This is a genomic window from Variovorax paradoxus, assembly GCF_902712855.1.
Taxonomy (GTDB): Bacteria; Pseudomonadota; Gammaproteobacteria; order Burkholderiales; family Burkholderiaceae_C; genus Variovorax; species Variovorax paradoxus_Q.
The window spans coordinates 4,957,476-4,980,706 of record NZ_LR743507.1; the positions used below are offsets into that span (position 1 = coordinate 4,957,476).

Genomic DNA, 23,231 nt, shown 5'->3' on the forward strand with positions numbered 1-23,231 from the left:
ACGCGCCCTCTCCCCCTCAATGACCGACGAGAACGAAAAAAGGGTCACGGCCGGCGCGCAAAAAGTGCCCGCCGCGCCAATTTTTTGTCAGGACTTGCAGTTCAACGTCGCCGCCGCGTTGCGCGGCGTGCCGAAGAGGGCTTGCCGGTCGATGCATCTGTCGTACATCTTGCTCAACAGGTTTTCGATGTTCAGCTGCAGCGACAGTCTGGGCGTGAACGCGCAGCGCGCCGTCAGCCTCACCACGGCGCGCGAGCCTAGGGTTCAGCAAAAGGTCGACGCCGCCGATGGCGCACGGGCAGTACACGCGTTCCGCTGCCAACGGTCCGGCAACCGAAGTGGCGAACAGCATGGCCTGGGCGGTCGGCATGGCGGGATGGATGCGGTCGCCGTTGCCTTCGCGGCCCGGCTTGCGCGCGATGCCCGCGTTCAGCTGCCAGCGCTCGGCCAGTTCGCCCGACTGTCGCTCAGGTGGCACACCAGTCCCACGCAGGGCGTGAACACCTCGTGGCGGCGCGCGTGCGGTCGCCGGCCGCGAGACGGGCCGAACGCCAGCCAACCTGGGGGCCGCCCACGACGGCTCGAGTGTGTCTGTGAGCGGCAGGCACGCGGCGGGGAACGCCTCGCCCTTTGCAGTCCACCTTCCGCCCCCTTCCTGCCCTGCCTCGCTCAGAGCTTCGGCGTGTACTTCAGCGTGAACATCACGTTGCGCGGATCGCCGTAGTTGTTGTTGCCGTTGGTCTCGTTGAACGCAGGGATGTAGTAGCGCTTGTCGAAGATGTTGTTGATGTTCACCGCCAGGCTCACTTCCGGTGTCGCCTGCCAGGCCAGGCGCGCACCCCACACCGTGAAGCCCGGCACCTTGAACGAACGGTCGTAGCCCAGCGTATGGCTCTGCACCGTGAAGCCGCCGCCCACGCTGAGCCGGCTCCAGCTGCCCGGCAGCTGATAGCTGGTCCACACGCGCAGCATGTGCTTCGGCGTCCACTGGCTGAAGACCTGGCCCTTGTTGTCGGGGTCGTCGAGGAACCGGGTGGTGTTGTAGGTATAGCCGGCCGTAAGCTGCAGGCGCGGAGCGACCTCGCCCGTGAGCTCGGCCTCGAAGCCTTCGCTGCGCACCTTGCCCGACGACTTGTAGCAGTACCAGTCGGCGCAGGCATAACCGTTGTCGTAGTCGGTCACGGCGCGGTTCTTGTGGTCGTAGCGGAACACGGCCATGGACGCGTTCAGGCGGCCGTCCATCAGCTCGCCCTTCAGCCCGAGTTCGAAGTTGCGCCCGGTGATCGGCTTGAGCGGCTCGTTGTTCAACGCCATCTCGGTCTGCGGCTCGAACACCTCGGTCACGCTGCCATAGGCCGACCACTGCTTGTTCAGCGCGAACACCAGGCCGACATAGGGCGTGATCTTGCCGTTGGTGGTCACGGTGCTGCGGGTGTCGTTCGTGCGGTCCGCGTAGAGGTAGTCGTACCAGCTCGCGCGCGCGCCGACGATGGCCGTCAGCGGCTCCGCGAGCCTGGCGCGCCAGCTGCCGTACAGGCCCGACTGGCTGATGTCGTAGGCGGTGTGGCTGCTGGTGCCCCCGGCCGCAAGGATGGTCTCGTAGCTCTGCGCCGGACGGTAGTGGTCGATCGCGAAGATGTTCCCGCCGCCGGTGAAGCGGCGACCGAAGCGGTCGGTCGAGGTGTACTTCGAGTAGTTGGCGCCCACGGTCACGTCGTGCGTCATCGACAGCGCCTCGAAGCGCCCGTTCAGGTACACGTCGAGCCCCGCCTTCTTCGAATCGAACAGGTTGTCCCAGTCGGCGAAGCTCAGGCCGCTGCCGTCGGGCTGCACGTCGCCGTGCATGCGCTGGTGCTGCGAGGTGTTCTTCTCGTTCATGCCCAGCACCGAGGCCTTGAGCTTCCAGCTTTCGTTGAAGCGGTGCTCCAGGTCGGCATACACCGTGGTCTGGTCGCTCTCGTGGCGGTTCCACCATGCACCCGTGTACACCGAGCGCGGCAGGCCGATGTCGGTGCCGTCCGGAAAGCGCGGGAAGCCGCGCAGCATGGGCCGTCCGCGCCCTTCCACGCGGCTCACGCCGAAGCCGACTGTCGTGTCGGGCGAGATGTCGTAGTCGATCGCGCCGTACAGCGTGCGCGTCCTGCCCCACACGAAGTCGGTGAACGAATGGCTGCGGTCTTCGTCGATCACCACGCGGCCGCGCAGCGTGCCTTCGGCGTTGAGCGGACCGCCTGCATCGAGCTGCACCCCGTAGTGGTCCCATGAGCCGGCCTTGCCGGTCAGCGTGAGCGTCTTCTCCGCCTGGCCGCGCTTGCGCACCAGGTTGACCGCGCCGCCGGGGCTGCCCGACCCTTGCAGCAAGCCCGCGGCGCCGCGCAGCACTTCGAGCCGGTCGTAGATCACCAGGTTCTCGGTGGCCCAGTTGCCGAGCGAATACCAGTTGCGCGGCACCGGCACGCCGTCGTACTGCCAGGCGTCGATCTGGAAGCCGCGCGACGACAGCACAGTGCCGGGCCCCACGCCCTTCACACCCACCAGGCCTGTGACGATGTTGGCCGCGTCGCGCAGGTCGACCAGGCCCTGGTCGTCGAGGCGCTGGCGCGTGAGCACGCTGACGGATTGCGGAATGTCCTTCAACGCCTGCTCGCCCTTGCCGAGGGTGACCGCCTGTGCGGTGTACGAGCGCGAGCCTTCGGTGGTGGCGCTGCGCTCGGCATCGGCCATCACCGTGACGGGCGCGAGCACGGTGCTGTCGGCAACGCTCTCGCCGCCGACCGTGGACGGACGCAATGCATAGGCGCCGCCCGCGCCACCGGCCGCCTCGAGCCCCGAGCCGGCCAGCAGGCGAGCGAAGCCGTCGCGCACCGCGTGGCTGCCCTGCAGCCCCGGCGACCGGCGGCCCTGCACCAGCGCCGGCGGCATCGTGATGCTCACACCCGCGGCGGCGGCGAAGCTCGACAGCGTCTCGTCCAGCGGGCCCGGCGCGATGCTGTAGGCCTTGCGCGCACCGATCTGCGCAGCCGTTGTGTCGGCGGCAGGCGCCTGGGCCTGCGCCGCACCGGCGGCGCAGGCCATGGCCAGGAGTGCGCCATGCACTGCGCGCGCGATCTGGGAGTCGAAGGGAAGCGGTTGGCGACGTGCCATGGAGTGTTCTCTCGAAAAGGGTGTGAAGTTGCTGTTCCTCAAGGCTTCACACGCGAGAAAACGGAAAGGGACACGACACGGCAGGAATTTTTCGGCAGCCATCGCCGGCCCGGCCGAAGACCTCAACCGCCGGGCGGCACGACGGTCACCCAGTAGCGGGTGCGCAAGAGCACGTCGACCGGCAGGGCCTTCGGCAGGCTGTCGAGCACCGGGCCGGTATCGGCAAGCTGGAACACGCCCGACACGCGCAGGTCGGCCACCGCCGGGTCGCAACGCAGCACGCCGGGCCGGTAGCGACCCAGTTCGGCCAGGAAGTCGTGCAGCCGCATGTTCTTCGCGCGCAGCACGCCGCGCGACCAGTCGTCGGCTTCGGGACCCACGGCCGAGACCTCGCCGACCGACGACGCCGAGAAGCCGGCCTGCTCGCCCGCACGCAACACCACGGCCTGGCCTTGCGCGCCGCCGCCGCCGCCGCCGGGGCGAACCTCCACCGCGCCTTCGAGCACCGCGACGTGGCTGCGCCGGTCTTCATGCTGCCGCACCACGAAGCGCGTGCCCAGCGCGCGCAGCAGCCCCTGACCGGTCTCGACGATGAAAGGCCGGTAGGCCGGGTCGGCGGAAGCCACGCTGTCGGGCGCGGTGTCGATGAGGATCTCGCCCGCACGCAGGCGCACCAGGCGCTGCGTGGAACCGTAGGCCACGTCGATGGCCGTCGCCGTGTTGAGCTGGATGCGCGTGCCGTCCGGCAGCCGCACCTCGCGGCGCTCGCCGGTCGCGGTGCGGTGATCGGCCAGCCATTCGCGCGCGGGCGACGCACGCCAGGCGAGCCAAGCCGCGGGCGCGGCGGTCAACAGCACGGCGAGCGCCTTGACGGCGGCGCGGCGATCGGCACGAACGGCGCGGCCCAGCACCGGCATCGCGAGGCCGCCCGGCAGCATGCCGAACTTGCGGCTCACCAGTTCGGCGCGCTGCCACGCGGCCTCGTGCGAAGGATCGGACTCGCGCCAGCGCGTCCAGCGTTTGCGCTCGGCCGGCGTGGCCTCGCCCGACTGGATCAGGAAGAACCACTGCGCGGCCTGCGTGGCGACACGCTCGTCCACGCCGGCGGATGGCTGCTGCTGCGCGCTCAAGCTCAGGCAACCAGCAGGATGCAGCGCGCCATTGCGTCAGCCATGTAGCGCTTGACGGTGCGCTCACTGACCGACAGCCTGGATGCGATCTCGGCGTACCCGAGCCCTTCGAGCTGTGCCATCAGGAAGGCCTGGCGCACCGGGGCGGCCAACCCGTCGAGCATGGCGTCGATCTCCTGCAGCGTCTCGAGAATGATGGACTGCTGCTCGGGCGATGGCGCATGCGGCTCGGGCACCGTGCTCAGCGCGTCGAGGTATGCCTGCTCGAGCGAGCGCCGGCGGTAGAGGTTGGCCAGCAGCCGCCTCGCGACGACCGTGAGGTATGCGCGCGGCTCGCGCAATTGCCAGTCGCCCTGCTTTTCTGGCATGTCGTCGGGCGCGGCCAGGATGCGCACGAAGGTGTCCTGCGCGAGGTCGGCCGCGTCGAAGGCATTGCCGAGCTTCTTGCGCAGCCAGCCCTGCAGCCAGCCGTGATGGTCGCTGTAGAGGGCCTGGACATGCGGATGGTGAAGAACGGATTCGGCGGCCATGGCGGGCATTGCGCGACGGCTGCAGCCGCCTTAATAAGAATTGTTCTCATTTTACAACTGCTGCACCGGACCGCCGCGCAGGCCGGGAACCGGTCGCTGCCGCGCCCATCGCGAGCGCGCATCAGCATGGCGTCGTCTGCGCGGGCGGTGAGCGCAGAGCTTCCAGCGTGGCAGCCCGTGCGTCGACAGCGGCAGTCAGTCGCGCGGCTTGCGCAGCGCGTCGCCGGGCTCGGGACCGGTTTCGGGCGCGTTGGCGGTCATCATCTGGCTCAGCAGGCCGGCGAGCACATCGCGCTGCGACGCGTCGAACATGCGAAGCAGATGCAGTTCGGCGGCCGCGTGCCTCGGCATTGCTTCGTCGGCCAGGCGGACGCCCTTGGCGGTGAGCTTCACCAGCACGCCGCGGCCGTCGTTCGGGTCGATCGACCGCTTGATCCAGCCCCCCTTCTCGAGCCGCTTCAACAGGTTCGACAGGCCACCCGAAGTGAAGAGCAGCGTGCTCTGGAGACGCGAAGGCGAAAGCCGGTAGGGCGCGCCTGCCACGCGCAGGGTGGCGAGCACGGCGTACTCCTGGTACTTCATGCCGAAGGGCTCCAGCACCTGGTTCAGCGTGCGCAGCACCACTTCCTCGAGCCGCAACAGGCGCCCGACCACGGCCTTGCCGCTGCTGTCGATGTCGGACCGCTCGCACTTCCATTGCTGGATGCCGCGTTCGACCAGGTCGGCACCGCATGCGGTGGGCGCGCCGTCCGCCGGCGCGACGGGTTCGGGCGCATCGCCTTGGGGCGGACGTCGATTCGATGCTTCTTTCCTGTGCGGCATGACGTGCTTTCCATCAAAGGGGATGCCTTAGTGCCGCCATTGTGGTGCAGCGCGGCGGCGCGGGTTGGTCCCTATCTTAAATGCCTTGCATTTATCTTTTTCGAAAGATAAAGTGAATTGCAACGCAGCCACCCGGCCCTTCGCCACACAGGAGTTCGTCATGAAAACCATGTTCCCGCGCAGTCTCGTTTCCGGCTCCATTGCCGCGTTGGCCATGCTGCTGGCAGGCGCCGCGCAGGCCGAGGAGCTGGTGGTCGGCATCTTCGGCGGATCGTTCGCCGACGACTCCAAGACCTGCCACATCGCGTCGTTCGAGAAGAAGACCGGTGCCAAGGTGGCGCTCAAGCTCGGCAGTTCCTCGCAGTTCGCTGCGTCGATCCGCGCGACCGGCGGCAAGTCGGACTTCGACGTGGTCTACATCGACAACTCGCTCGCCGCGCAGCTCAAGAACGAGAAACTGCTCGAGACCATCGACAAGGCCAAGCTCGCGAACGCGTCGGAGATATCGCCCCGCGCGCTCGACAAGGACGGCCAGTACGTGGTGTTCATGACCGGCGCCACCGTCATCGTGTACGACACCAGGCAGGTCAAGACGCCGCCCACCTCATGGGCCGATCTCGCCAGGCCCGAGTACGACGGCAAGCTCGCCATCGGCGACATCAGCGGCACCTCGGGCTCGCAGTTCCTGATGGCGCTCAATCGCATGAAGGGCGGCACGCTCGCCAACATGGACGCGGGCTTCGCGGCCATCAAGCCGATCGCCAAGTCGTCCGTCACGCTCTACACGCAGGCCGACCAGATCGTCTCGCTGTTCGAGCGGCAGGAGATCGCCGCCGCCGTCTGGTATCCCGACCGCGCGGGCTCCGCCATCGACAAGGGCCTGCCGCTGGCCATCGTCTATCCGAAGGAAGGCGCGGTCGGCATCCTGCCGGCGCTGGTGATCCCGAAGGGCGCGAAGTCGCCGGCGCTCGCGCTCAAGTACATCGACGAGGTACTGTCCAAGGAAGGCCAGACCTGCTTCGCCGAGCGCAAGTACGCGGGCCCGGTCAACACGCAGGTCAAGCTCAGCGACAAGGCCGCGAAGATCGTTCCCTACAAGGAGACCTTCGACAACCTCTGGCTGCCGGAGCCCGAGGCCGTCGCGAAGGCGCTGCCCGACTGGACCAGGCGCTGGCAGCGCGAAGTGGCCCGCTGACCCGCACCGCCGACAGGACAGACCGACATGCCGGCACTCACGCTCGACCGCCTCGAGAAACGCTACCCCGGCCACACGGCCGCATCGTCGGTCTCGCTGTCGGTGCGCGACGGCGAGTTCATCTCGCTTCTCGGCCCCTCGGGCTGCGGCAAGACCACGGTGCTGCGCATGGTGGCCGGCCTGATCGAGCCCACGAGCGGGCGCATCCTGGTCGACGGCCGCGACGTCACGGCGCTGCCCACCAACAGGCGCAACATCGGCCTGGTATTCCAGTCGTACGCGCTGTTTCCGCACATGAACGTGTTCGAGAACGTCGCCTTCGGGCTGCGCCGCCAGGGCGTGCAGGGCACCGACCTGAAGCAGCGCGTCGACCAGGCGCTGGCCAGCGTGCGGCTGTCGGCGCTCGGCGAACGCATGCCGCGGCAGCTCTCGGGCGGCCAGCAGCAGCGCGTGGCGGTGGCGCGCTCGATCGCGCCGCGTCCCAGCATCCTGCTGTTCGACGAACCTCTTTCCAACCTGGACGCATCGCTGCGTGACGAGATGCAGATCGAGCTCAAGCGCCTTCAGCGCGAGGTCGGCATCACCACGCTGTTCGTCACGCACGACCAGGGCGAGGCGATGTCGATGTCCGACCGCGTGTGCGTGCTCGCGCACGGCGTGGTGCAGCAATTCGACACGCCCGAGGCCATCTACCACCGCCCCGCCACCGGCTTCGTCGCGAGCTTCATCGGCAGGCCTAACCGGCTTGCGGGCCGTGTGGTGCGCTCGCCCGAAGGCGCGGCGGCGGTTCACCTGGACAACGGCCCGGTACTGACGGCCAGCGGCGCCGAAGGCATGGCGCAGGGCGCGGCGGTCGACGTGGTGGTGCGCCAGGAAGACATCCGCTTCGCCGACGCGTCGACGCCCCACGCCGCCACGCTCGCGGGCCGGGTCGCCATGCGCTCCTTCGTGGGTTCGCGCGTGCAATACCTCCTGGCTTTCGGCGGCACCGAACTGATTGCCGAAGCCCTCACCAACGGCCCGCACGCGGGCCTGGAGGTCGACGCACCGGTGCGCGTGGCGGTCGAGCCGCAGCATGTCTACGTGACGCCGGCAGCACACCGGGCGGCTGCATGACGCCGCGCCGGATGACAGGCGCGCTGCTGGCGTCCCCGCTGCTGCTGCTCCTGCTGCTGGCCTTCGTGGCACCGGTGCTGCTGATGGTGCCGCTGAGCCTGCATCCGTACGAGCCGGGCACCGGCATCTCGGCCGGCTGGACGCTGGCCAACTACACCAGCATCTTCACCGACGAGTACTACCGCGAGGTCGTGGTTCGCACGCTGGTGCTGGGCTTCGGCGTGACCGCCATCTGCCTGCTGATGGGCTACCCGCTGGCGTACTACATCGCCAACGCGGGGCCGAAGATGCGGCTGGCGCTCACCATGCTGGTCATCTTCCCGATGCTGCTGAACCTGGTGGTGCGTTCCTTCGGGTGGATCGCGCTGCTCGCCAACCGCGGCCTGGTGAACAACCTTCTGATGGACGTCGGACTGATCGAGCGGCCCATCAAGATGATGTTCAACCTGTTCGGCCTGCTGGTGGGCATGTCGCACATCTTCCTGCCGTTCATGGTCCTGATGCTGGTGCCGGCCATCCAGGCGATCTCGAAGGACGTGCAGGCCGCCGCATACACGCTGGCCGCGAGCCGGCTGCGCGTGTTCTGGTCGATCACGCTGCCGATGAGCGCGCCGGGCATCCTGTCGGGCTCCATCCTGGTGTTCGTGCTGACCATCAGCGCGCTGGTCACGCCGCGCATGCTGGGCGGGCCCACCTACAAGGTGATGGCCACGCTGATCTACGACGACTTCCTGCAGACGCTCGACTGGCCCGCGGGTGCGGCCATGTCCTTCGCGCTCACCGCGCTCACGCTGCTGGTCATCGGCCTTTCGAGCCGCGTGCTCAGACGCTGGGGAGGCCACGCATGAGCACCGAAGGCAGGAAGACGCCGCTGCTCGCGGCCACCGCCATCGCGGTGGTGGTGTTCCTTCAGATCCCGGTGCTGGTGGTGGTGCTGGCGGCCTTCAGCAAGACGGCCTACCTCACGATCCCGCCGAAGGGCCTGACCCTCCACTGGTTCGAGGTGGTGCTGCGCGATCCCGAGTACCTCGGCGCCGCTTGGACCAGCCTGTGGCTCGCCGCCGCATCGACCGCCGCCGCGCTGGTGCTGGGCCTGGTCGCGGCCTACGCGATCCATCGCCGCATGGTGCCCGCCGCGGGCGCGCTCACCTCGCTCTTCATGGCGCCGCTGATCCTGCCTTCGGTGGTGCTCGGCGTGGCGCTGCTGCAGTACTACACCATGACCGGGCTGCGCGGCAACTCGCTGGGCCTGTGGCTTGCGCACGTGGTCATCACCGTGCCCTACGTGGTGCGCGCGAGCCTGGGCAGCCTGTCGGCGGTGGACGAATCGCTGGAGGACGCGGCGCGCGTGCTGGGCGCCGACGGCTTCACCAGCTTCCGCCTGGTCACGCTGCCGCTGGTGAAGCCCGGCCTCGTGGCAGGCGGCCTCTTCGCCTTCATCACCTCGCTGGACAACGTGCCGGTGTCGGTGTTCCTGCTGTCGGCCAGCCAGACCACGCTGCCCGTGAAGATCTTCACCTCGGTCGAGCAGGGCGTGGACCCGAGCGTGGCCGCGGTCTCCACCCTGCTGATCGTGACCACCGGCGTCGTGCTGCTGCTGGCCGAGCGATGGACGGGCTTCCACAAGCACGTCTGAGCCCTCCTCTTTCCCACCCCATTCGCCAAGGAGTTCCCCGATGCCGACCACGAGCAAAGGCTTTCCGCTCATGCTGACCTTCGATCTCGACGCGGAGACCATGTGGACCGGGCGCGACCCCGCCAACGCGCAGCGTCCCATCCTCATGTCGCAGGGCGCCTACGGCTGGAAGGTGGGCATGCCGCGCATCCTCGCGCTGCTGGCGCGCTATGGCATCAGCGCCACCTTCTTCATTCCCGGCGAGGTGGCCGACAAGCACCCCGACCTGGTCCGCGAGGTGGTCGACAAGGGCCACGAGGTGGCGCACCACAGCTACAGCCACCGCTGGATCGTGAACCTCAGCCCCGCCGAGGAGCGCGACGAAATGGCGCGCGGCATGGAAAGCCTCACGCGCCTGGCCGGCACCCGCCCGCGCGGCTGGCGTTCGCCGGCGGCGGAGTTCAGCAGCATCACGCTCGACCTGCTCAAGGAATACGGCTTCGACTACTCCTCGAACTTCTTCGACGACGACTCGCCGTACCTGCTCGAGATCGGCGGCGAGCGCACCGACATCGTCGAGCTGCCGTTCCGCTGGGTGCTCGACGACGCACCCTTCTTCCAGTACTCGATCACCCTGCCCGGCCGCACGCTGCAGGCGCCTTCGGCCGTGCTCGAGGCATGGACCAGCGAGTTCGACATGCTGCGTGCCGAAGACCGCATGATGATGGTCGGCATGCACCCGCAGATCATCGGGCAGCCCTCGCGGCTCAAGGTGCTCGAGGGCCTCATCGAACATGCGCTGGCGCACTCCGGGGTGTGGATCGACCGCTGCGACCGCATCTCCGACGACATGCGCCCGCGCCTGAAGGCGGCCACCATGGCCGCGGCGGCATGACGCCCGTATCTTCCGCCCCCCTTCGCTTCATCGTGAGCGGCGGCGCCAGCGGCATCGGCTTCGCGGTGGCGCGCATGGCGGTGGAGCGCGGCGCGCGCGTGGTGCTGCTCGACCGCGACGCGAAGCGCCTTCAGTACGGCGCGGGCGTGCTCGGCGACGCTGCGCTGCCGCTGGTGTGCGACGTCACCGACGCCCCGTCGGTGAAGGCGGCGGTGAACCACGCCGCCGAGTGGCTCGGCGGCCTCGACGCGCTGGTCAATTCGGCGGGCGTCGATTCGCTCAAGCCGCTCGAGGAGACCGGCGACGACGAATGGGCGCACACGCTCGCCGTCAACCTCACCGGCCCGATGCTGACGTGCCGCGCCGCGATGCCGCACCTGCGCTCGGCCGGCGGCGGCAGCATCGTCAACATCGCGTCGGGCGCGGGCCTGCGCCCCCTGCCCCACCGCACCGCGTACTGCGCCACCAAGGCCGCGGTGATCATGTTCGGCAAGGCGCTGTCGATCGAGGCGGCGGCCGACAACATCCGCGTCAACGCGGTCTGCCCCGGCGCGATCGACACGCCGCTGTTCCGCACCAGCTACGAGCACAGCGACGACCCGGAGCGCACGCTCGACGAGATCCGCCAGCGCTACGCGCTCGGCCGCGTCGCCGCACCCGAGGAGGTGGCCGAGGCCGTGCTCTACCTGAGCGGCCCCGGCGCCAGCTACATCACCGGCACCGCGCTCGCCGTCGACGGCGGGCGCACCTTCCACTGAGGGACGCACAGGCCATGGGCTTCGAGCAACGCATCGCCGTCGTCACCGGCGGCGGCCAGGGCATCGGCGCCGCCACCGCGCTCGACTTCCTCGAACAGGGCGCGCGTGTGGCCGTGCTCGACCTCGACTGCACGCCGCTCTTCCAGCAGCTCGCAGGCAACCCGGACGCGGCGGCACGCTGCCTGTGCATCGCCGGCGACTGCACCGATGCCACTGTGGTCGCATCCTTCTTCGACTGTGTCGAGAAGGACATGGGCGCCGTCGACATCCTGTTCAACAACGTGGGCCAGAGCGCGCGCGAACGCGGCAGCCTCTTCACCGAATCCGACGAGGCCGTGTGGCGCTTCGTGATCGAGGTCTCGCTGCTGACCGCCATGCGCGCGTCGCGCCGCATCGCACCCGGCATGAAGGCGCGCGGCTTCGGTCGCATCGTCAACATGAGCACCGACGCGGCCTTCGCCGGCGATGTAGGGCTGGCAGACTACGCCGCCGCCAAGATGGGCGTGGTCGGCTTCACGCGTTCGCTCGCACGCGAACTCGCACCGCACGGCGTCACGGTGAATGCGGTATGCCCCGGCGCCATCCGCACGCGCGCGCACGACAGGCTGCACCCCGAGGTGCTCCGGAAGATCGTCGCCGACACCCCCGCCGGCTTCATCGGCACGCCGGAAGACGTGGCCGCCACCGTGCGCTTTCTCGCCAGCGACGAGGCGCGCTTCATCACCGGCCAGACGCTGCTGATCGATGGCGGCCGCTGGATGCTCTGACCCTTCTCCCAAGGACACGACCATGGACCTGATGGACCACAGCGCGCGCGCGCTCGCCGCGCTGATCCGCAACAAGGAAGCCTCGCCGGTGGAAGCGGTGCGCGCGGCGCTCGCGCGCATCGAGGCGCGGCGCGAACTCAATGCCTTCATCACGGTCACGGGCGAACAGGCGCTGGAAGCCGCGCGCCACGCCGAGGCCGCCGTGATGGCCGGCGAGGCGCTCGGCCCGCTGCACGGCGTGCCGTACTCGGTGAAGGACCTCACGCTGACGGCCGGCGTGCGCACCACCATGGGCTCGGCCATCTACGAGCACTTCGTGCCGAAGGACGACGCGGTGGCCGTGGCACGCGCCAAGGCAGCGGGCGCCATCCTCATCGGCAAGACGACCACCCCCGAGTTCGGCCACAAGCAGGTCGCGACCGCGCCGATCTTCGGGCGCACGCTGAACCCGATCGATGCGCGCTACACGCCCGGCGCGTCAAGCAGCGGCGCGGCCGTGGCGGTGGCGGCGGGCCTGGGTTCGCTCGCGCTCGGCACCGACGGCGGCGGCTCCATCCGCATCCCGGCGTCGTGCTGCGGCATCGTCGGGCTCAAAGCCACGCTGGGCGTGGTGCCCAACCTGCAGGCGCCCGACCTCTACTCGGCCAACTCCTTCACCGGGCCGATGGCGCGCGACGTGGGCGACACGCAGCTGCTGTTCGACGCCATCAAGGGCTTCGACGCGCGCGACCCGTACGGCCTGGGCACCGCCTTGCCGCAGCGCGCGGCGCCCGCTTCGCTGCGCGGCCTGCGCGTGGCTTGGCTGCCCTCGGCCGGCAACCCGGTCGACCCCGAAGTCGAGACTGTGACCACCGCCGCCGTGCGCGCGATGGAACGCGAGGGCGCCGTCGTGGAGACGGTGCAGCTCGACTTCGTCTCGCTCGAACGTCACTTCCTCGTGGTGCTGCAGTCGATGCTGGCCGCCCGCGTGGGCGCCAACCTCGAGCGCTTCGGCGATCGGCTCGACCCGTCGCTGATCGACGCGGTGCGCAAGGGCCGGGCCCACAGCGCGGTGGACTTGCACGAGGCCACCTTCGCCAAGACGCGCTGCTTCGCCGAGCTGCAGGCGCTGTTCGAGCGCTTCGACGTGCTGGTGTCGCCCACCGTCTCGGCGCCGCCGCTGCCCATCGACATGGACGTGAGCGGCGAGATCGAGATCGGCGGCAGGCACGCAGGCACGATCCGCGGCGCCTGGTATCCGTACACCTATCCGATGAACCTCACCGGCCACCCCGCGCTCTCGATGCCTTGCGGCAGGAGCGCGAACGGCCTGCCCATCGGGCTGCAGCTGGCAGGGCGTTGGTACGACGACGACCGCCTGCTGGGCATCGCGTCACTGGTCGAGCGCGCGCTCGGCTGATCCCTTCCTTTCCCCTTCATCCAGAGGTTCCCCATGCATGCGATCGCCCGTCACATCCTTGCCGCAGCCTTCTCGCTGGCCGCGCTCCAGGCCGCCCATGCCGAACTGCCGCCCGGCCTCGCAGGCGGCAACCTGAAGATCGTCGTCGGCTATGCGGCGGGCGGCGCGGCCGACACCGTCGCGCGCCTGTATGCCGAGCAGCTGAAGGATGCCGGCTTCGGCAGCGTCCTGGTCGACAACAAGCCCGGCGCATCGGCGCGGCTCGCATGGGACGTGGTGAAGAAGTCGAAGGCCGACGGCCTCACGCTGTACCTGGCGCCTTCGCCGCTGCTCACCATCCTGCCGCTGACCTACAAGACACCCGGCTACGACGCCGAGAAGGACCTCGTGCCGGTCGCGCTGCTGGTGGAGATCCCGACCGCCGTGGTCACCGGCGCATCGCAGCCTTACAGCTCGATGAAGCAATACGTCGAATGGGCGAAGAAGAACCCGTCCAGGGCCACGCTGGGCCTCGCGACCATCGGCAGCTCGGGGCACCTCGGCGCGTTCGCACTGGCCAAGGCGCAGGGCTTCGACGTGACGCCGGTGGCGTACCGCGGCGCATCGCCGATGCTGGTCGACGTGGTCGGCGGCGAACTGTCGATGGGCTGGGATGCGGCCGCGAGCATGATGCCGCTCTACAAGGGCGGAAAGATCAAGTTCCTCGGCCTGAGCGGCGACAAGCGGCTGCCGGCATTGCCCGATGTGCCGACGGCGAAGGAGCAGGGCTTTTCGGAGTTCGTCGCGGCGACCAGCTGGTACGCCGTGTATGCGCCTGCCGCCACGCCACCGGCCGCATTGGCCGCGCTGGAGCGCAGCTTCCTCGCGGCGGCAGCCAAGCCCGAACTCGCACGCAGCCTCGAGGCCGCCGGCCTCGTGGCCCACGCCGAAGGCCGCGCGGAGCTGGCGCAGCGCGCCCAACGCGAGCGCAGGAACTGGGAGCCGATCGTCAAGGCGGCCGGCATCGTGGTCGACGAATGAACCACCGAGCAACACAACTTGCCATGACCGACGACTCGCTCTTCTTCACGCCCGCGACCGAACTCATCGGCCTCGTGCGCTCGCGCCGGCTCTCCCCGGTCGAACTGGTGACGGCGGTGCTCGCGCGCGCCGAGCGCCTGCAGCCGACGCTGAATTGCTTCATCACGCTCACGCCCGAGCGTGCGCTGGCCGAGGCGCACCGCGCCGAAGCCGACATCGCCGCGGGCCGCCCCCTCGGCAGGCTGCACGGCATTCCGTTCACCGTGAAGGACCTCGTCAATACCGAAGGCGTGGCAACGACCTTCGGCGCGGTCGTGCACCGCGACAACGTGCCCACAGAAGACGCCGTGAGCGTGGCGCGGCTGCGTGCCGAAGGTGCCATCCTGATCGGCAAGACGACCACGCCCGAGTTCGGCTCCGGCCCGATGACGAACTCGCCGCTCTTCGGCAGCACGCGCAACCCGTGGAACCTGGAGCGCACCAGCGGCGGCTCGAGCGGCGGCGCCGCGGCAGCGACTGCGGCGGGCATCGCGCCGCTGGCCATCGCCACCGACGGTGGCGGCTCCACGCGCATACCGGCCGCCTGCAACGGCGTGGTGGGCCTGAAGCAGTCGAACGGCGTGATCCCGCACAGCCAGGCGCAAGACCTGTTCGGCAACCAGACCTACGTGACGCCGATGACGCGCACCGTGGCCGACACCGCGCTGATGCTGCAGGCGATGGCCGGGCCATCGCCGGTCGACCCGTGGTCGCTCGGCCTGCGCGCGCACGACTACATCGAGGCAGCCAGGCCGCAGGGCGACCTGCGCGGCAAGCATGTGCTGTACTGCCTCACGCCGTCGGGCCGGCCGGTGTCGAGGGACGTGTCCGAGAGCTTCGCTTCGGCGCTGCAGACCCTCGCGGCGCTGGGCGCGACGCTCGAGCCTTTCGACGGCAGCGGCTTCGACGTGGAACCCATCTGGCGCGCCATCAACCACACTGTCTGGCGCGCGCGCTTCGCGCCGCTGGTCGAGAAGCATCCCGAGAGCTTCAGCGAGACCTTCAGGCGCCAGGTCGCGTCGGCCGCGCATGTAAGCGGCGTCGAGTACCAGGAAGCCATGTTCGCGCGTTCCGCGCTCTTCAGGCGCGTGCAGGGGCTGCTGGAGAAGGCCGACGTGCTGGCGATGCCCACGCTCACGCGTTCGGCCGTCGCGCTCGGGCAGGACCTGTTCGGCACCATCGACATCGACGGCCAGCATTTCGAGAACGTGCGCGCGCACTGGTATCCGTGGACCATGCTGTTCAACATGACCGGTCATCCTGCCGTCAGCGTGCCCTCGGGCTTCGGCCGCGACGCGATGCCGCTCGGACTGCAGCTGGTCGGCCGCTTCCACGGCGATGCCGCGCTGCTGCAGGTGGCCAGCCAGTTCGAAGCGGCGGCGAACTTCACCGCGCGGCGTCCGCCGGCCCTCTGAGCGGCACCGGTGCGACGCGCCGGCGCATCGGGCGTCCTGCCCGGTTTCCTGGATTTTTCTACCAGATTGGTTCCGATCATCGGGGCTCCTGCACTTCCAGAGCCACCCGGAGCCCCATGTCCCCACCGCAAAAAGCCACCTATGTCGACGACCTGCACGCCCCGCAGGTCTTCGCGGACGACGTCTCGGGTTACTGGGTCAGCGCGGGCTGCGTCCACATCACGCTGGATGCGAGCCGCGTCGATCACAGCGCCGAGCACTGCCCCGTCAATCGCGTCGCGGCGTTGCGGGTGGTCCTGCCGATTCCCATCGCGCAGGTGCTCGCCGTCAGCCTCTACGACTTCCTGAAGCAGCGCGGCCTGGCGCCGTCGCCGGGCGCGGGCCACTGAGGGCGCAGGGGGCCGCCCGAAAGACGCCGCGGGCAGGAGGGCCGGCTTCCCAAATTCCTCCGAAATGCGACTTGAGGATGAGAGCCGTTCTTATCCACTGCACGAGTCTGCGTTGAATCCAAGCCGCTCCATCCGCCTGGTTGCCGATACGGCCACCTCCTCCGCCCCGACCTCTCCCGCTTCGTTCCGCCGCAGCGCATTCGGCCCGCCCGCCCGCGCCACGCTCCTGCTGCTCTGGGCCTGTGCCCAGGGTGCCCGCGCCCAGGCGCAGGACACCGCGCCCGGCGGCAGCGTGCTGCCGACCGTCACGGTCACCGCCGACACGCCCGACGACACGCCGCAACACCTCGACGCCAGGGTGAGCAGCGGCGCGCTCGGTGCGCGCTCGCAGCTCGACACGCCCTTCTCCACCACCGTGGTGCGCTCGGAGGACATGGCCGAGCGCCAGGTCTCCAAGCTCGGCGACGTGTTCGCGCTCGACGCCTCGGTGTCCGACAACAGCGGCGCCTACAACAGCTGGGCCAGCTATGTCTCGGTGCGCGGCCTGCCGCTGGACTGGCAGAACGGCTACCGCATCAACGGCCAGCCCTTCCTCAGCTACGCCATCACGCTGCCCTACGAACAGTTCGAGCAGATCGAGTTGCTCAAGGGCTCGTCGGGGTTCATGTACGGCTTCGGCACGCCGGGCGGCATCGTCAACTACGTGACGAAGAAGCCGGCCGACACCCCGGTGCGCAGCATCGAGTTCGGCTACAAGACGGCCGGCATCTGGAGCGAGCACGTCGACCTGGGCGGGCGCTTCGGCGCGGACGACCGCTTCGGCTACCGGCTCAACGCCACGCACGAGGAAGGCAAGACCTACAACGACGGCAACGTGCGGCGCGATTCGGTCTCGCTCGCACTCGATGCGAAGCTCACCGACAGGCTCACCTGGACCTTCGATTCGCTCTACCAGAAGCGCACCGCCACCGGCCAGACGCCGTCGATCTACACCGGCAGCTACACGGGCACCGTGCTGCCATCGACCATCGCCGCCGACAACGCGAACCTCGTCGGCCCGGGCCAGCACCTGGCCACCGATTTCAGGCTGTTCTCGACCGGGCTGCAATACCAGCTGTCGCCCGACTGGACGCTCGCCACCACCTACAGCCACAGCAGCGCCTCGCGCAGCCGCAACGAAAGCATCGCCTACCTGCAGGACGCGGGCGGCAGCTACGACGACTACCGGTACGACGGCGCCGAGGGCCACCGCTTCAACCAGTGGCAGGCCATGGCCACGGGCAAGCTGCGCACCGGCGCCTTCGAGCACCAGGTGACGCTGGGCGCCTCGTGGCAGAAGCAGGTGAACGACTACAGCGCCAACAGCATCTACCAGTTCATCGGCACGGGCAGCCTCTTCGCGCAGAACGGCAACGGCTACGAAAGCACCACCGCCTTCGCGCGCTACCGCCCGAGCGACATCACGCAGCGCGCGGTGTTCGCGAGCGACACACTGAAGCTGTCCGACCGGTGGTCGGTGCTGGCCGGCCTGCGCAGCACCGACTACGAGCAGAACGCCTACGGCACCACCGGCGTGCAGAGTTCCAGCTACCGCAAGAACGGCGTGATCACGCCGACGCTGGCGCTGATGTTCAAGCCCGCGCCCGACACCACGCTGTACACCAGCTACGTCGAATCGCTGGAGCCCGGCAGCACCGTGAGCAGCCTCTACGCGAACGACGGGGCCTTGCTGAACCCGCTGAAGAGCCGCCAGTACGAACTGGGCCTGAAGACCGAGCGCGACCGCTGGAGCGCCACGGCGGCGCTGTTCCGCATCGAGCGCGGCGCCGAGTACGCCAACAGCGCCAACGTGCTGGTGCAGGACGGCCAGTCGATCTACCAGGGCCTGGAGCTCGGCGCGTCCACGCGGCTGGGCTCGCAGTGGCAGGTGGGCGGCAACCTGATGCTGCTCGATGCCGGCTACCGGCGCGGCAGCAATTACGTGGGCAACCGCGTGGCAGGTGCGCCGAAGATGGTGGCCACCGCGCAGGTGTCGTACGACGTGGCGCAGGTGCCGGGTCTGAAGCTGTCGGCCGACATGAAGTACACCGGCGGCACCATGCTCGATGCATCGAACCAGCTGAGCCTGCCGGGCTACACGGTCGCGAACATCGGTGCGAGCTACGCCACGCGCCTCGGCGGGCACAACACCACCTTCCGCGCAGCCATCAACAACGTGGCGAACCGCCGCTACTGGGAATACCAGTACGACAGCTACATCAAGCCCGGCGACCCGCGTACCTTCAGCCTGAGCGCGAAGATCGACTTCTAGCCGGACGCCATGGCCTTCATGCACCGCCGGATCGCATCGGCCGCAAGCACCTTGTGCCTGTGCCTCTCATGTGTCGCCGCGCATGCCGATGCAAGCGATGCTGCACACGCGCGCGTGGTGTCGAGCACCTGGCTGCCCGGCGGCAAGTACGTCCTGGTCTACGAACTCGACGGCGCCGAGTGCATGGCGCTGTCGATGGCGCCGCCGGGTGCATGGATCGCGGTGCCCGATGCCGCGAGCGCACCGCCACCCATGCCTGAGCCGAAGGCGCGGGATGCGCATGCGGGATGCGTTTCCCGCCTCGCGAACCTATGTCGGCGGCTTCTTCGTCGACCCCGTATCGGCCGCCTTGCGCGCCAGCGGACTGGGCCTGCTGCTGGGCGACGGCTGGCCGCGCGACGCACGCCGCATCAACCGTTGAACACAACGGTCTTCGTCCGAATTTCCTCCCGTATTGAGGTTCACCATCGTGGTCATGAAAAGCCCATGGCATCGCCACACACACGGCGCCTCGCAAGCGCTCCGCTTCAACGGCCTGCTCACCTCCGCCAGCGCACAGCGCCCACGGCCAGGGCCAGGGCCGACCATGCAGGCGCGATGGAACTCCTCGCTGGCCGCAGCCCCTGCCCGCGCGCAAACGCGCAGGCCCGGAGGAAGCTCGCGGCTGCAGCGCTTCGCGGGCGTGCTGGCCTTCTGCACGCTGGCGCTCGGCGTCTTCACGGCCGTCAGCGACACCTGCGACGCGCACGAAAGCGCCAGCGCGGGCAACTACGACCTGTCGACGCTCTCGGCCCTCACCGACGCGAACATCGACGCGAGCACCGGCGCGGCGCCTGCCGCACGGCGTGCCGGCGGCTGCAGGCACAAGCGCAAGGCAAGCCGAATCGCGCATGCAGGAGCGGCGCCCTGACAGCGCCGTCGAAGGAGCAGGAGAAAGAGAGGACGGCGAGGCCCGCCGTCTTTCCTCTCCGAGGCCGTCGATACCGAACCGCCCGGCCCGCGCTTCAACGCGCTGCGTTGCGGTCGCCGATCATCTTCGGGCTGATGAAGATCAGCATCTCGGTCTTGCTGTTGACCCGGCTGCGCGTGCGGAACCCCGCGCCGACCACCGGCAGTTCGCTCAGCACCGGCACGCGCGATTCCGAGCTGGTGTCCTTCAGGTCGAACACGCCGCCGATCACCACGGTGCCGCCGTTCTCCACCAGCACCTCGGTCTGGATGTGCTTGGTGTTGATGGCATAGCGCGGGACCGCGAATATCTGTCTGTTCATTTCACCTGCCTTGAAACTGCGGCTTCACCTCCTCGCTGCTTCGAGCCCCCTCATGAGCGCAGCGCGAACCCCGGCACCGCGCAAGGCACGGTGCCGGGGCCGTTACGCGCAGCGCAGCCCCTCAGCCGCGCTGCTGCGTCGGGTCGTCAGAACGCGTGGCGGATGCCGAAGTCGTAGCCGGTGGAGGAGCGCGGCACGCCGCTGAAGCCCACCACCGCGCTGCCGTAGCCCGCCGTGCTGGCCGACACCAGGCTGCCCGTGTAGTTGGCGTCGTTGCGGTTGTTCACCCGCGCCACCGTCGCGTACAACGCCGTGCGCCTGGACAGGTTGTGCACGTAGCCGATGGCCAGCTTCTGCGCGCGCGGGTCCTCGCCCGTGATGCCTGCCGCGCCTTCGTTGTAGCGCACCACCGAGTACGACGCGCGGATCAGGCCCGCACCCACCGGCACGGTCGCACCGATCAGGTAGCCGTTGTAGCTGTCGTGCGTGTTCGCCAGCGCCGTGTCGAACTTGTTCTTCACGTTCGAGAGCTCACCGAACAGCTTCACCGGACCGAAGTCGTACGACGCGCCGAGGTTGACGGTCTGCACCTTGCGCTCCAGCGCGGCGGTGTCCACCGCGACGTTCTGGCCCACGGCCAGCGCGACGTCCAGCGGGCCGTTGGCGTAGCCGAAGCGTCCGCCGACGTAGCGCCCGGCGCTGCTGCTCGTGGCCGCGGTGGTGGTGGTCGCGTCCGTGCTGGTGTTCTCGTGGAAGCTGTACTGCAGCTGCCCGTAGAAGCCGCCCAGGTTCGGCGGCAGGAAGTAGCCCACCATGTTGCTCGCGCGCACGTAGTTGGCGTTGTTGATGGTGGTGTTGCCGCTGACGGTGCTGATCAGGTTGGTGCCCGAGCCGTTGGTGCCGAACGGGTCGAACACGGTGTCGTTCCAGAACGTGGCGGTGTAGTCGCGGCCCAGGCGCAGCTCGCCGAAGCCGCCCGACAGGCTCACGGTGGAGCGCCGGTTGAAGGTGCTCACGCCGGTGGCGCCGTCGTCGTTGGTGATGGGCGCTTCGAGCCAGAAGCTCGCGGCCAGGCCGCCTCCGAGGTCCTCGGTGCCGCGGAAGCCCAGGCGGCTGGAGTTGTAGCCGGAGTTGCCCAGGCTTGTCTTGCTTTGCTTGACCGACGCGCCCGTGATCGCGTCGCGTGCGGTGGCCGACTGGTAGGTTACGCCGGCGTCGACGACACCGAACAGCGTGACGGACGATTGGGCAGAGGCCAGCCCGCAGACGGCCAGGGCAGCGAATGCCGTGAGGGTTTTCTTCATTCAGGTTTCTCCAGTTTCAGGTCTGATGCGGCCGCTCGGTATCGACCGGCTGTACGCATGGTTTCGTCCAAATCTGGAGGAATTTGGTAGATCCGTTTTCTGCGTCATCGACTGTTGTGTGCGCGCGTCACACACCTTCGTGCATTGCATGAAGGCCTCTTCGACGCTCCTTCAAATTTCTCCCAATTCACCTGAAAAGATCCATGCATGACGAAGCACGGAACTCCAAGGTGAAGCGATCGAGAACACTCCTGATGGGGCTGTGCGGGGCACTGGCCATCGCGTGTGCAGGCACGAGCATCGCGATGGTCCACGCCACGTCGATGGAGGCCGCGGGCATGTTCGCCGGCCACAAGGTGCGCGTACCGGCACAGGCAAAGGCACAGTTGAATGCGCAGCCGTGGTGGAGCGGCTTCGAGGACCCGGCAATGAGCCGGCTGATGGCTGCATCGCAAGGCCGTGCCGACTCCGGCGTGGCCGCGGCCTGCATCGCGCTGAAGGTGAAGACGCTCGAGCTGGTCTACCTCGAGAACACGCGCGATGCGGTGCAGCGGCAGTCTTCGCTCCTTCGCGGCAGCGCGCCGCCACGCGATGACTTCGCGAAGCAGCTCGACGTGCGAAAAGCCGCCGCAAGTGCCAGCATCGAGAAGCTGCGTGCGCAACGCGCCAGCTACATCGGCTACCTCGCAACGCAATGCCACATGAGCGAGGCGGCAATGAATGCGTTGCTGGCCGACGCGCTGCAGGACAAGTCGCTGCCACGCTTCGCGGCCGAGGTGCCGCGCGAACTGCCGATGTCGGTGCTCTCGAACCGCACCGACATCCACCTGGCCGCCGCGCTCTACGGCGTGGATGCCACTCCGGATGCCGATGCATGGCCCGCCGGCGCGATCGACGCCAGCGGGGAAGCGCAGGCCATCGACATGCCCGGCTCTCCTCTCTATGCGCAGGCAGTCGCACAGGCGCGCGACCAGGTTGCCGCTGCACTTCAGCGGCTGCAGATGCACAGCGACATCGCGCAGGCCGCCTACGCGCGCGTGGTGAGCGCACGCGCCGGCTTCGAACAGTCGAAGGCCCGCCGCGACCGCGCGGAGATCTCCGAAGTGCAGCTCATGGAGGACTTCCAGGGGCTGCTGCTCGACCTCCACGTGCTGGCCGCCGCGAACGGCGAACTCGCGCTCGCGTGGGTCGTCTTCATGGGAAGCATCGGCAACGGCACCCCGATCGATGCGGTGGCGGATTCATCGGCCACGCCGATGCCCTTTCTGCACAAAGTCTCCCGAAAGTTGCGCAATCCTTGAAGCTCGAAGGAGCCTTCCATGACCACTGCCCTGCACAAAGTTTCCGGCCGCCCCGTGCTCTCGCTGCGCGGCCTCACACAGGCACACCCGCACGCCCAGCCCGACGCCGCTGCATCGCTCGCGCGGCATCCGTTCCCGCTCGACGGCGAGCAGGCCACCACCACCGCCACGACGGTCGGCATCCGCCAGCTCGAGCAGGCATTCAAGCCTGCGTTCGGTCGCCTGCACGTGCTGCAGAACCTGATCATTCCGATGTACGAAGGCAGCGCCGTGCCCACCGCCCGCTTCGACGTGGCGCTGGTGTGCGAAGCCGGCGTGTACCTGTTCGAGGTGAAGGGCTGGCGCAATGCGGTGGTGTACCGGAAGACGTCGCAGGCACTGCCGCGCTGGTTCCTGCGGCAGCGCGACCATTCGTTGGCGCGCGAGGTGAAGGACCCCGCATGGCAGTGCGGGCGCAAGACCACGCACCTGCGCAGCCTGCTGCCGCCGGACCTGCGCGTGCAGTACTTCGTGCTGCTGCCGTTCGAAGGCGTCGAGCTCCAGGGCGTGATGCCGACCGCGGTGATCACGCCGCAGGACCTGCCCTACATCGCGCGCGTGGCGCGCAGCAACGGCCGCAGCGAGCACGGCTATCCGCTGCTGGACGATGCCGCGATCGACCGCACGCTGCAGCTGCTTGCCGACCTGCAGGGCGACCTGACGATCGACGACCACCTGCGCAACAGCCGCGGCATGAGCGAACGCAACGCAGCGAAGGGCCATGCACCCCGCGGCCCCGTGCACCGCGGCGTACTGAAGCTGCAATGAAGC

Annotated in this window: 22 protein-coding genes and 1 pseudogene; 17 read left to right on the plus strand and 6 right to left on the minus strand. The window is 68.8% G+C overall.

Annotation, left to right across the window (positions count from 1 at the left end; translation table 11 throughout):
- The first annotated feature begins 19 nt into the window (after positions 1-19).
- Positions 20-724 (plus strand): hypothetical protein, encoded by a 705-nt coding sequence (locus AACL56_RS23430; protein WP_339092188.1) that lies wholly within the window; start codon positions 20-22, stop codon positions 722-724.
- Here the strand turns inward: AACL56_RS23430 and AACL56_RS23435 are convergent.
- The 4 genes from AACL56_RS23435 to AACL56_RS23450 all read right to left on the minus strand — a co-directional run bounded on the left by AACL56_RS23435 (position 670) and on the right by AACL56_RS23450 (position 5,626).
- Positions 670-3,144 (minus strand): TonB-dependent siderophore receptor, encoded by a 2,475-nt coding sequence (locus tag AACL56_RS23435; RefSeq protein ID WP_339092189.1) that lies wholly within the window; start codon positions 3,142-3,144, stop codon positions 670-672. The two genes, AACL56_RS23430 and AACL56_RS23435, sit on opposite strands and share 55 nt — an antisense overlap.
- Before the next feature lie 122 nt (positions 3,145-3,266).
- A complete protein-coding gene (locus AACL56_RS23440) occupies positions 3,267-4,274 on the minus strand; it encodes a FecR domain-containing protein (RefSeq protein WP_339092190.1) in 1,008 nt (335 codons plus the stop codon).
- Between the two features lie 2 nt (positions 4,275-4,276).
- Entirely contained in the window at positions 4,277-4,804 is a 528-nt protein-coding gene (locus AACL56_RS23445) for a sigma-70 family RNA polymerase sigma factor (protein WP_339092191.1), read from the minus strand.
- Positions 4,805-4,999: 195 nt separating this feature from the next.
- Complete coding sequence (locus AACL56_RS23450) at positions 5,000-5,626, minus strand: MarR family winged helix-turn-helix transcriptional regulator (protein WP_339092193.1); 627 nt, start codon at positions 5,624-5,626, stop codon at positions 5,000-5,002.
- Positions 5,627-5,786: 160 nt separating this feature from the next.
- Here AACL56_RS23450 and AACL56_RS23455 point away from each other — a divergent pair, with 160 nt between their 5' ends.
- From AACL56_RS23455 to AACL56_RS23520, 14 genes are all read left to right on the plus strand, one after another.
- Positions 5,787-6,821, plus strand: a complete 1,035-nt coding sequence (locus tag AACL56_RS23455) for an ABC transporter substrate-binding protein (protein ID WP_339092194.1) — start codon at positions 5,787-5,789, stop codon at positions 6,819-6,821.
- A 27-nt stretch (positions 6,822-6,848) separates the two neighbouring features.
- Positions 6,849-7,937, plus strand: a complete 1,089-nt coding sequence (locus tag AACL56_RS23460; protein ID WP_339092195.1) for an ABC transporter ATP-binding protein — start codon at positions 6,849-6,851, stop codon at positions 7,935-7,937.
- A gap of 11 nt (positions 7,938-7,948) precedes the next feature.
- Positions 7,949-8,785, plus strand: a complete 837-nt coding sequence (locus AACL56_RS23465; protein ID WP_339092196.1) for an ABC transporter permease — start codon at positions 7,949-7,951, stop codon at positions 8,783-8,785.
- Positions 8,782-9,573, plus strand: a complete 792-nt coding sequence (locus AACL56_RS23470) for an ABC transporter permease (protein ID WP_339092197.1) — start codon at positions 8,782-8,784, stop codon at positions 9,571-9,573. The genes AACL56_RS23465 and AACL56_RS23470 overlap by 4 nt, the downstream gene beginning before the upstream one ends.
- 40 nt (positions 9,574-9,613) lie before the next feature.
- Positions 9,614-10,447 carry a polysaccharide deacetylase family protein gene (locus AACL56_RS23475; RefSeq protein WP_339092198.1) on the plus strand — a complete coding sequence of 278 codons (834 nt, stop codon included), beginning with the start codon at positions 9,614-9,616 and terminating at the stop codon, positions 10,445-10,447.
- Positions 10,444-11,205, plus strand: a complete 762-nt coding sequence (locus AACL56_RS23480) for an SDR family NAD(P)-dependent oxidoreductase (RefSeq protein ID WP_339092199.1) — start codon at positions 10,444-10,446, stop codon at positions 11,203-11,205. The genes AACL56_RS23475 and AACL56_RS23480 overlap by 4 nt, the downstream gene beginning before the upstream one ends.
- A gap of 14 nt (positions 11,206-11,219) precedes the next feature.
- A complete protein-coding gene (locus tag AACL56_RS23485; protein ID WP_339092200.1) occupies positions 11,220-11,972 on the plus strand; it encodes an SDR family NAD(P)-dependent oxidoreductase in 753 nt (250 codons plus the stop codon).
- 22 nt (positions 11,973-11,994) lie between these two features.
- Positions 11,995-13,371 carry an amidase gene (locus AACL56_RS23490; RefSeq protein ID WP_339092201.1) on the plus strand — a complete coding sequence of 459 codons (1,377 nt, stop codon included), beginning with the start codon at positions 11,995-11,997 and terminating at the stop codon, positions 13,369-13,371.
- Positions 13,372-13,404: 33 nt separating this feature from the next.
- Positions 13,405-14,391: a tripartite tricarboxylate transporter substrate-binding protein gene (locus AACL56_RS23495; RefSeq protein ID WP_339092202.1), complete on the plus strand. Its 987-nt coding sequence runs from the start codon at positions 13,405-13,407 to the stop codon at positions 14,389-14,391.
- 23 nt (positions 14,392-14,414) lie between these two features.
- On the plus strand, positions 14,415-15,845 hold the full coding sequence (locus tag AACL56_RS23500; RefSeq protein WP_339092203.1) for an amidase: 1,431 nt from the start codon (positions 14,415-14,417) through the stop codon (positions 15,843-15,845).
- A gap of 116 nt (positions 15,846-15,961) precedes the next feature.
- On the plus strand, positions 15,962-16,234 hold the full coding sequence (locus AACL56_RS23505; RefSeq protein ID WP_339092204.1) for a hypothetical protein: 273 nt from the start codon (positions 15,962-15,964) through the stop codon (positions 16,232-16,234).
- Positions 16,235-16,346: 112 nt separating this feature from the next.
- Positions 16,347-18,545, plus strand: coding sequence for a TonB-dependent siderophore receptor (locus AACL56_RS23510; protein WP_425337040.1), 2,199 nt, complete (start codon positions 16,347-16,349; stop codon positions 18,543-18,545).
- Between the two features lie 280 nt (positions 18,546-18,825).
- Positions 18,826-18,966 carry a hypothetical protein gene (locus AACL56_RS23515; protein WP_339092205.1) on the plus strand — a complete coding sequence of 47 codons (141 nt, stop codon included), beginning with the start codon at positions 18,826-18,828 and terminating at the stop codon, positions 18,964-18,966.
- Positions 18,967-19,131: 165 nt separating this feature from the next.
- On the plus strand, positions 19,132-19,455 hold the full coding sequence (locus AACL56_RS23520) for a hypothetical protein (protein ID WP_339092206.1): 324 nt from the start codon (positions 19,132-19,134) through the stop codon (positions 19,453-19,455).
- A gap of 94 nt (positions 19,456-19,549) precedes the next feature.
- Here the strand turns inward: AACL56_RS23520 and AACL56_RS23525 are convergent.
- Together AACL56_RS23525 and AACL56_RS23530 are read right to left on the minus strand one after the other, a co-directional pair.
- Positions 19,550-19,783: pseudogene (locus AACL56_RS23525) on the minus strand (type IV pilus secretin PilQ); the annotation flags it as partial.
- Between the two features lie 179 nt (positions 19,784-19,962).
- Positions 19,963-21,120 (minus strand): porin, encoded by a 1,158-nt coding sequence (locus AACL56_RS23530; protein ID WP_339092207.1) that lies wholly within the window; start codon positions 21,118-21,120, stop codon positions 19,963-19,965.
- Positions 21,121-21,350: 230 nt separating this feature from the next.
- On the opposite strand from AACL56_RS23530, the gene AACL56_RS23535 reads away from it, so the two are divergent.
- Together AACL56_RS23535 and AACL56_RS23540 are read left to right on the plus strand one after the other, a co-directional pair.
- On the plus strand, positions 21,351-22,421 hold the full coding sequence (locus AACL56_RS23535; RefSeq protein ID WP_339092208.1) for a hypothetical protein: 1,071 nt from the start codon (positions 21,351-21,353) through the stop codon (positions 22,419-22,421).
- An 18-nt stretch (positions 22,422-22,439) separates the two neighbouring features.
- The gene (locus AACL56_RS23540) at positions 22,440-23,228 is read left to right on the plus strand and encodes a nuclease-related domain-containing protein (protein WP_339092209.1); all 789 of its coding nucleotides are present in this window, start codon (positions 22,440-22,442) and stop codon (positions 23,226-23,228) included.
- Positions 23,229-23,231 lie beyond the last annotated feature (3 nt).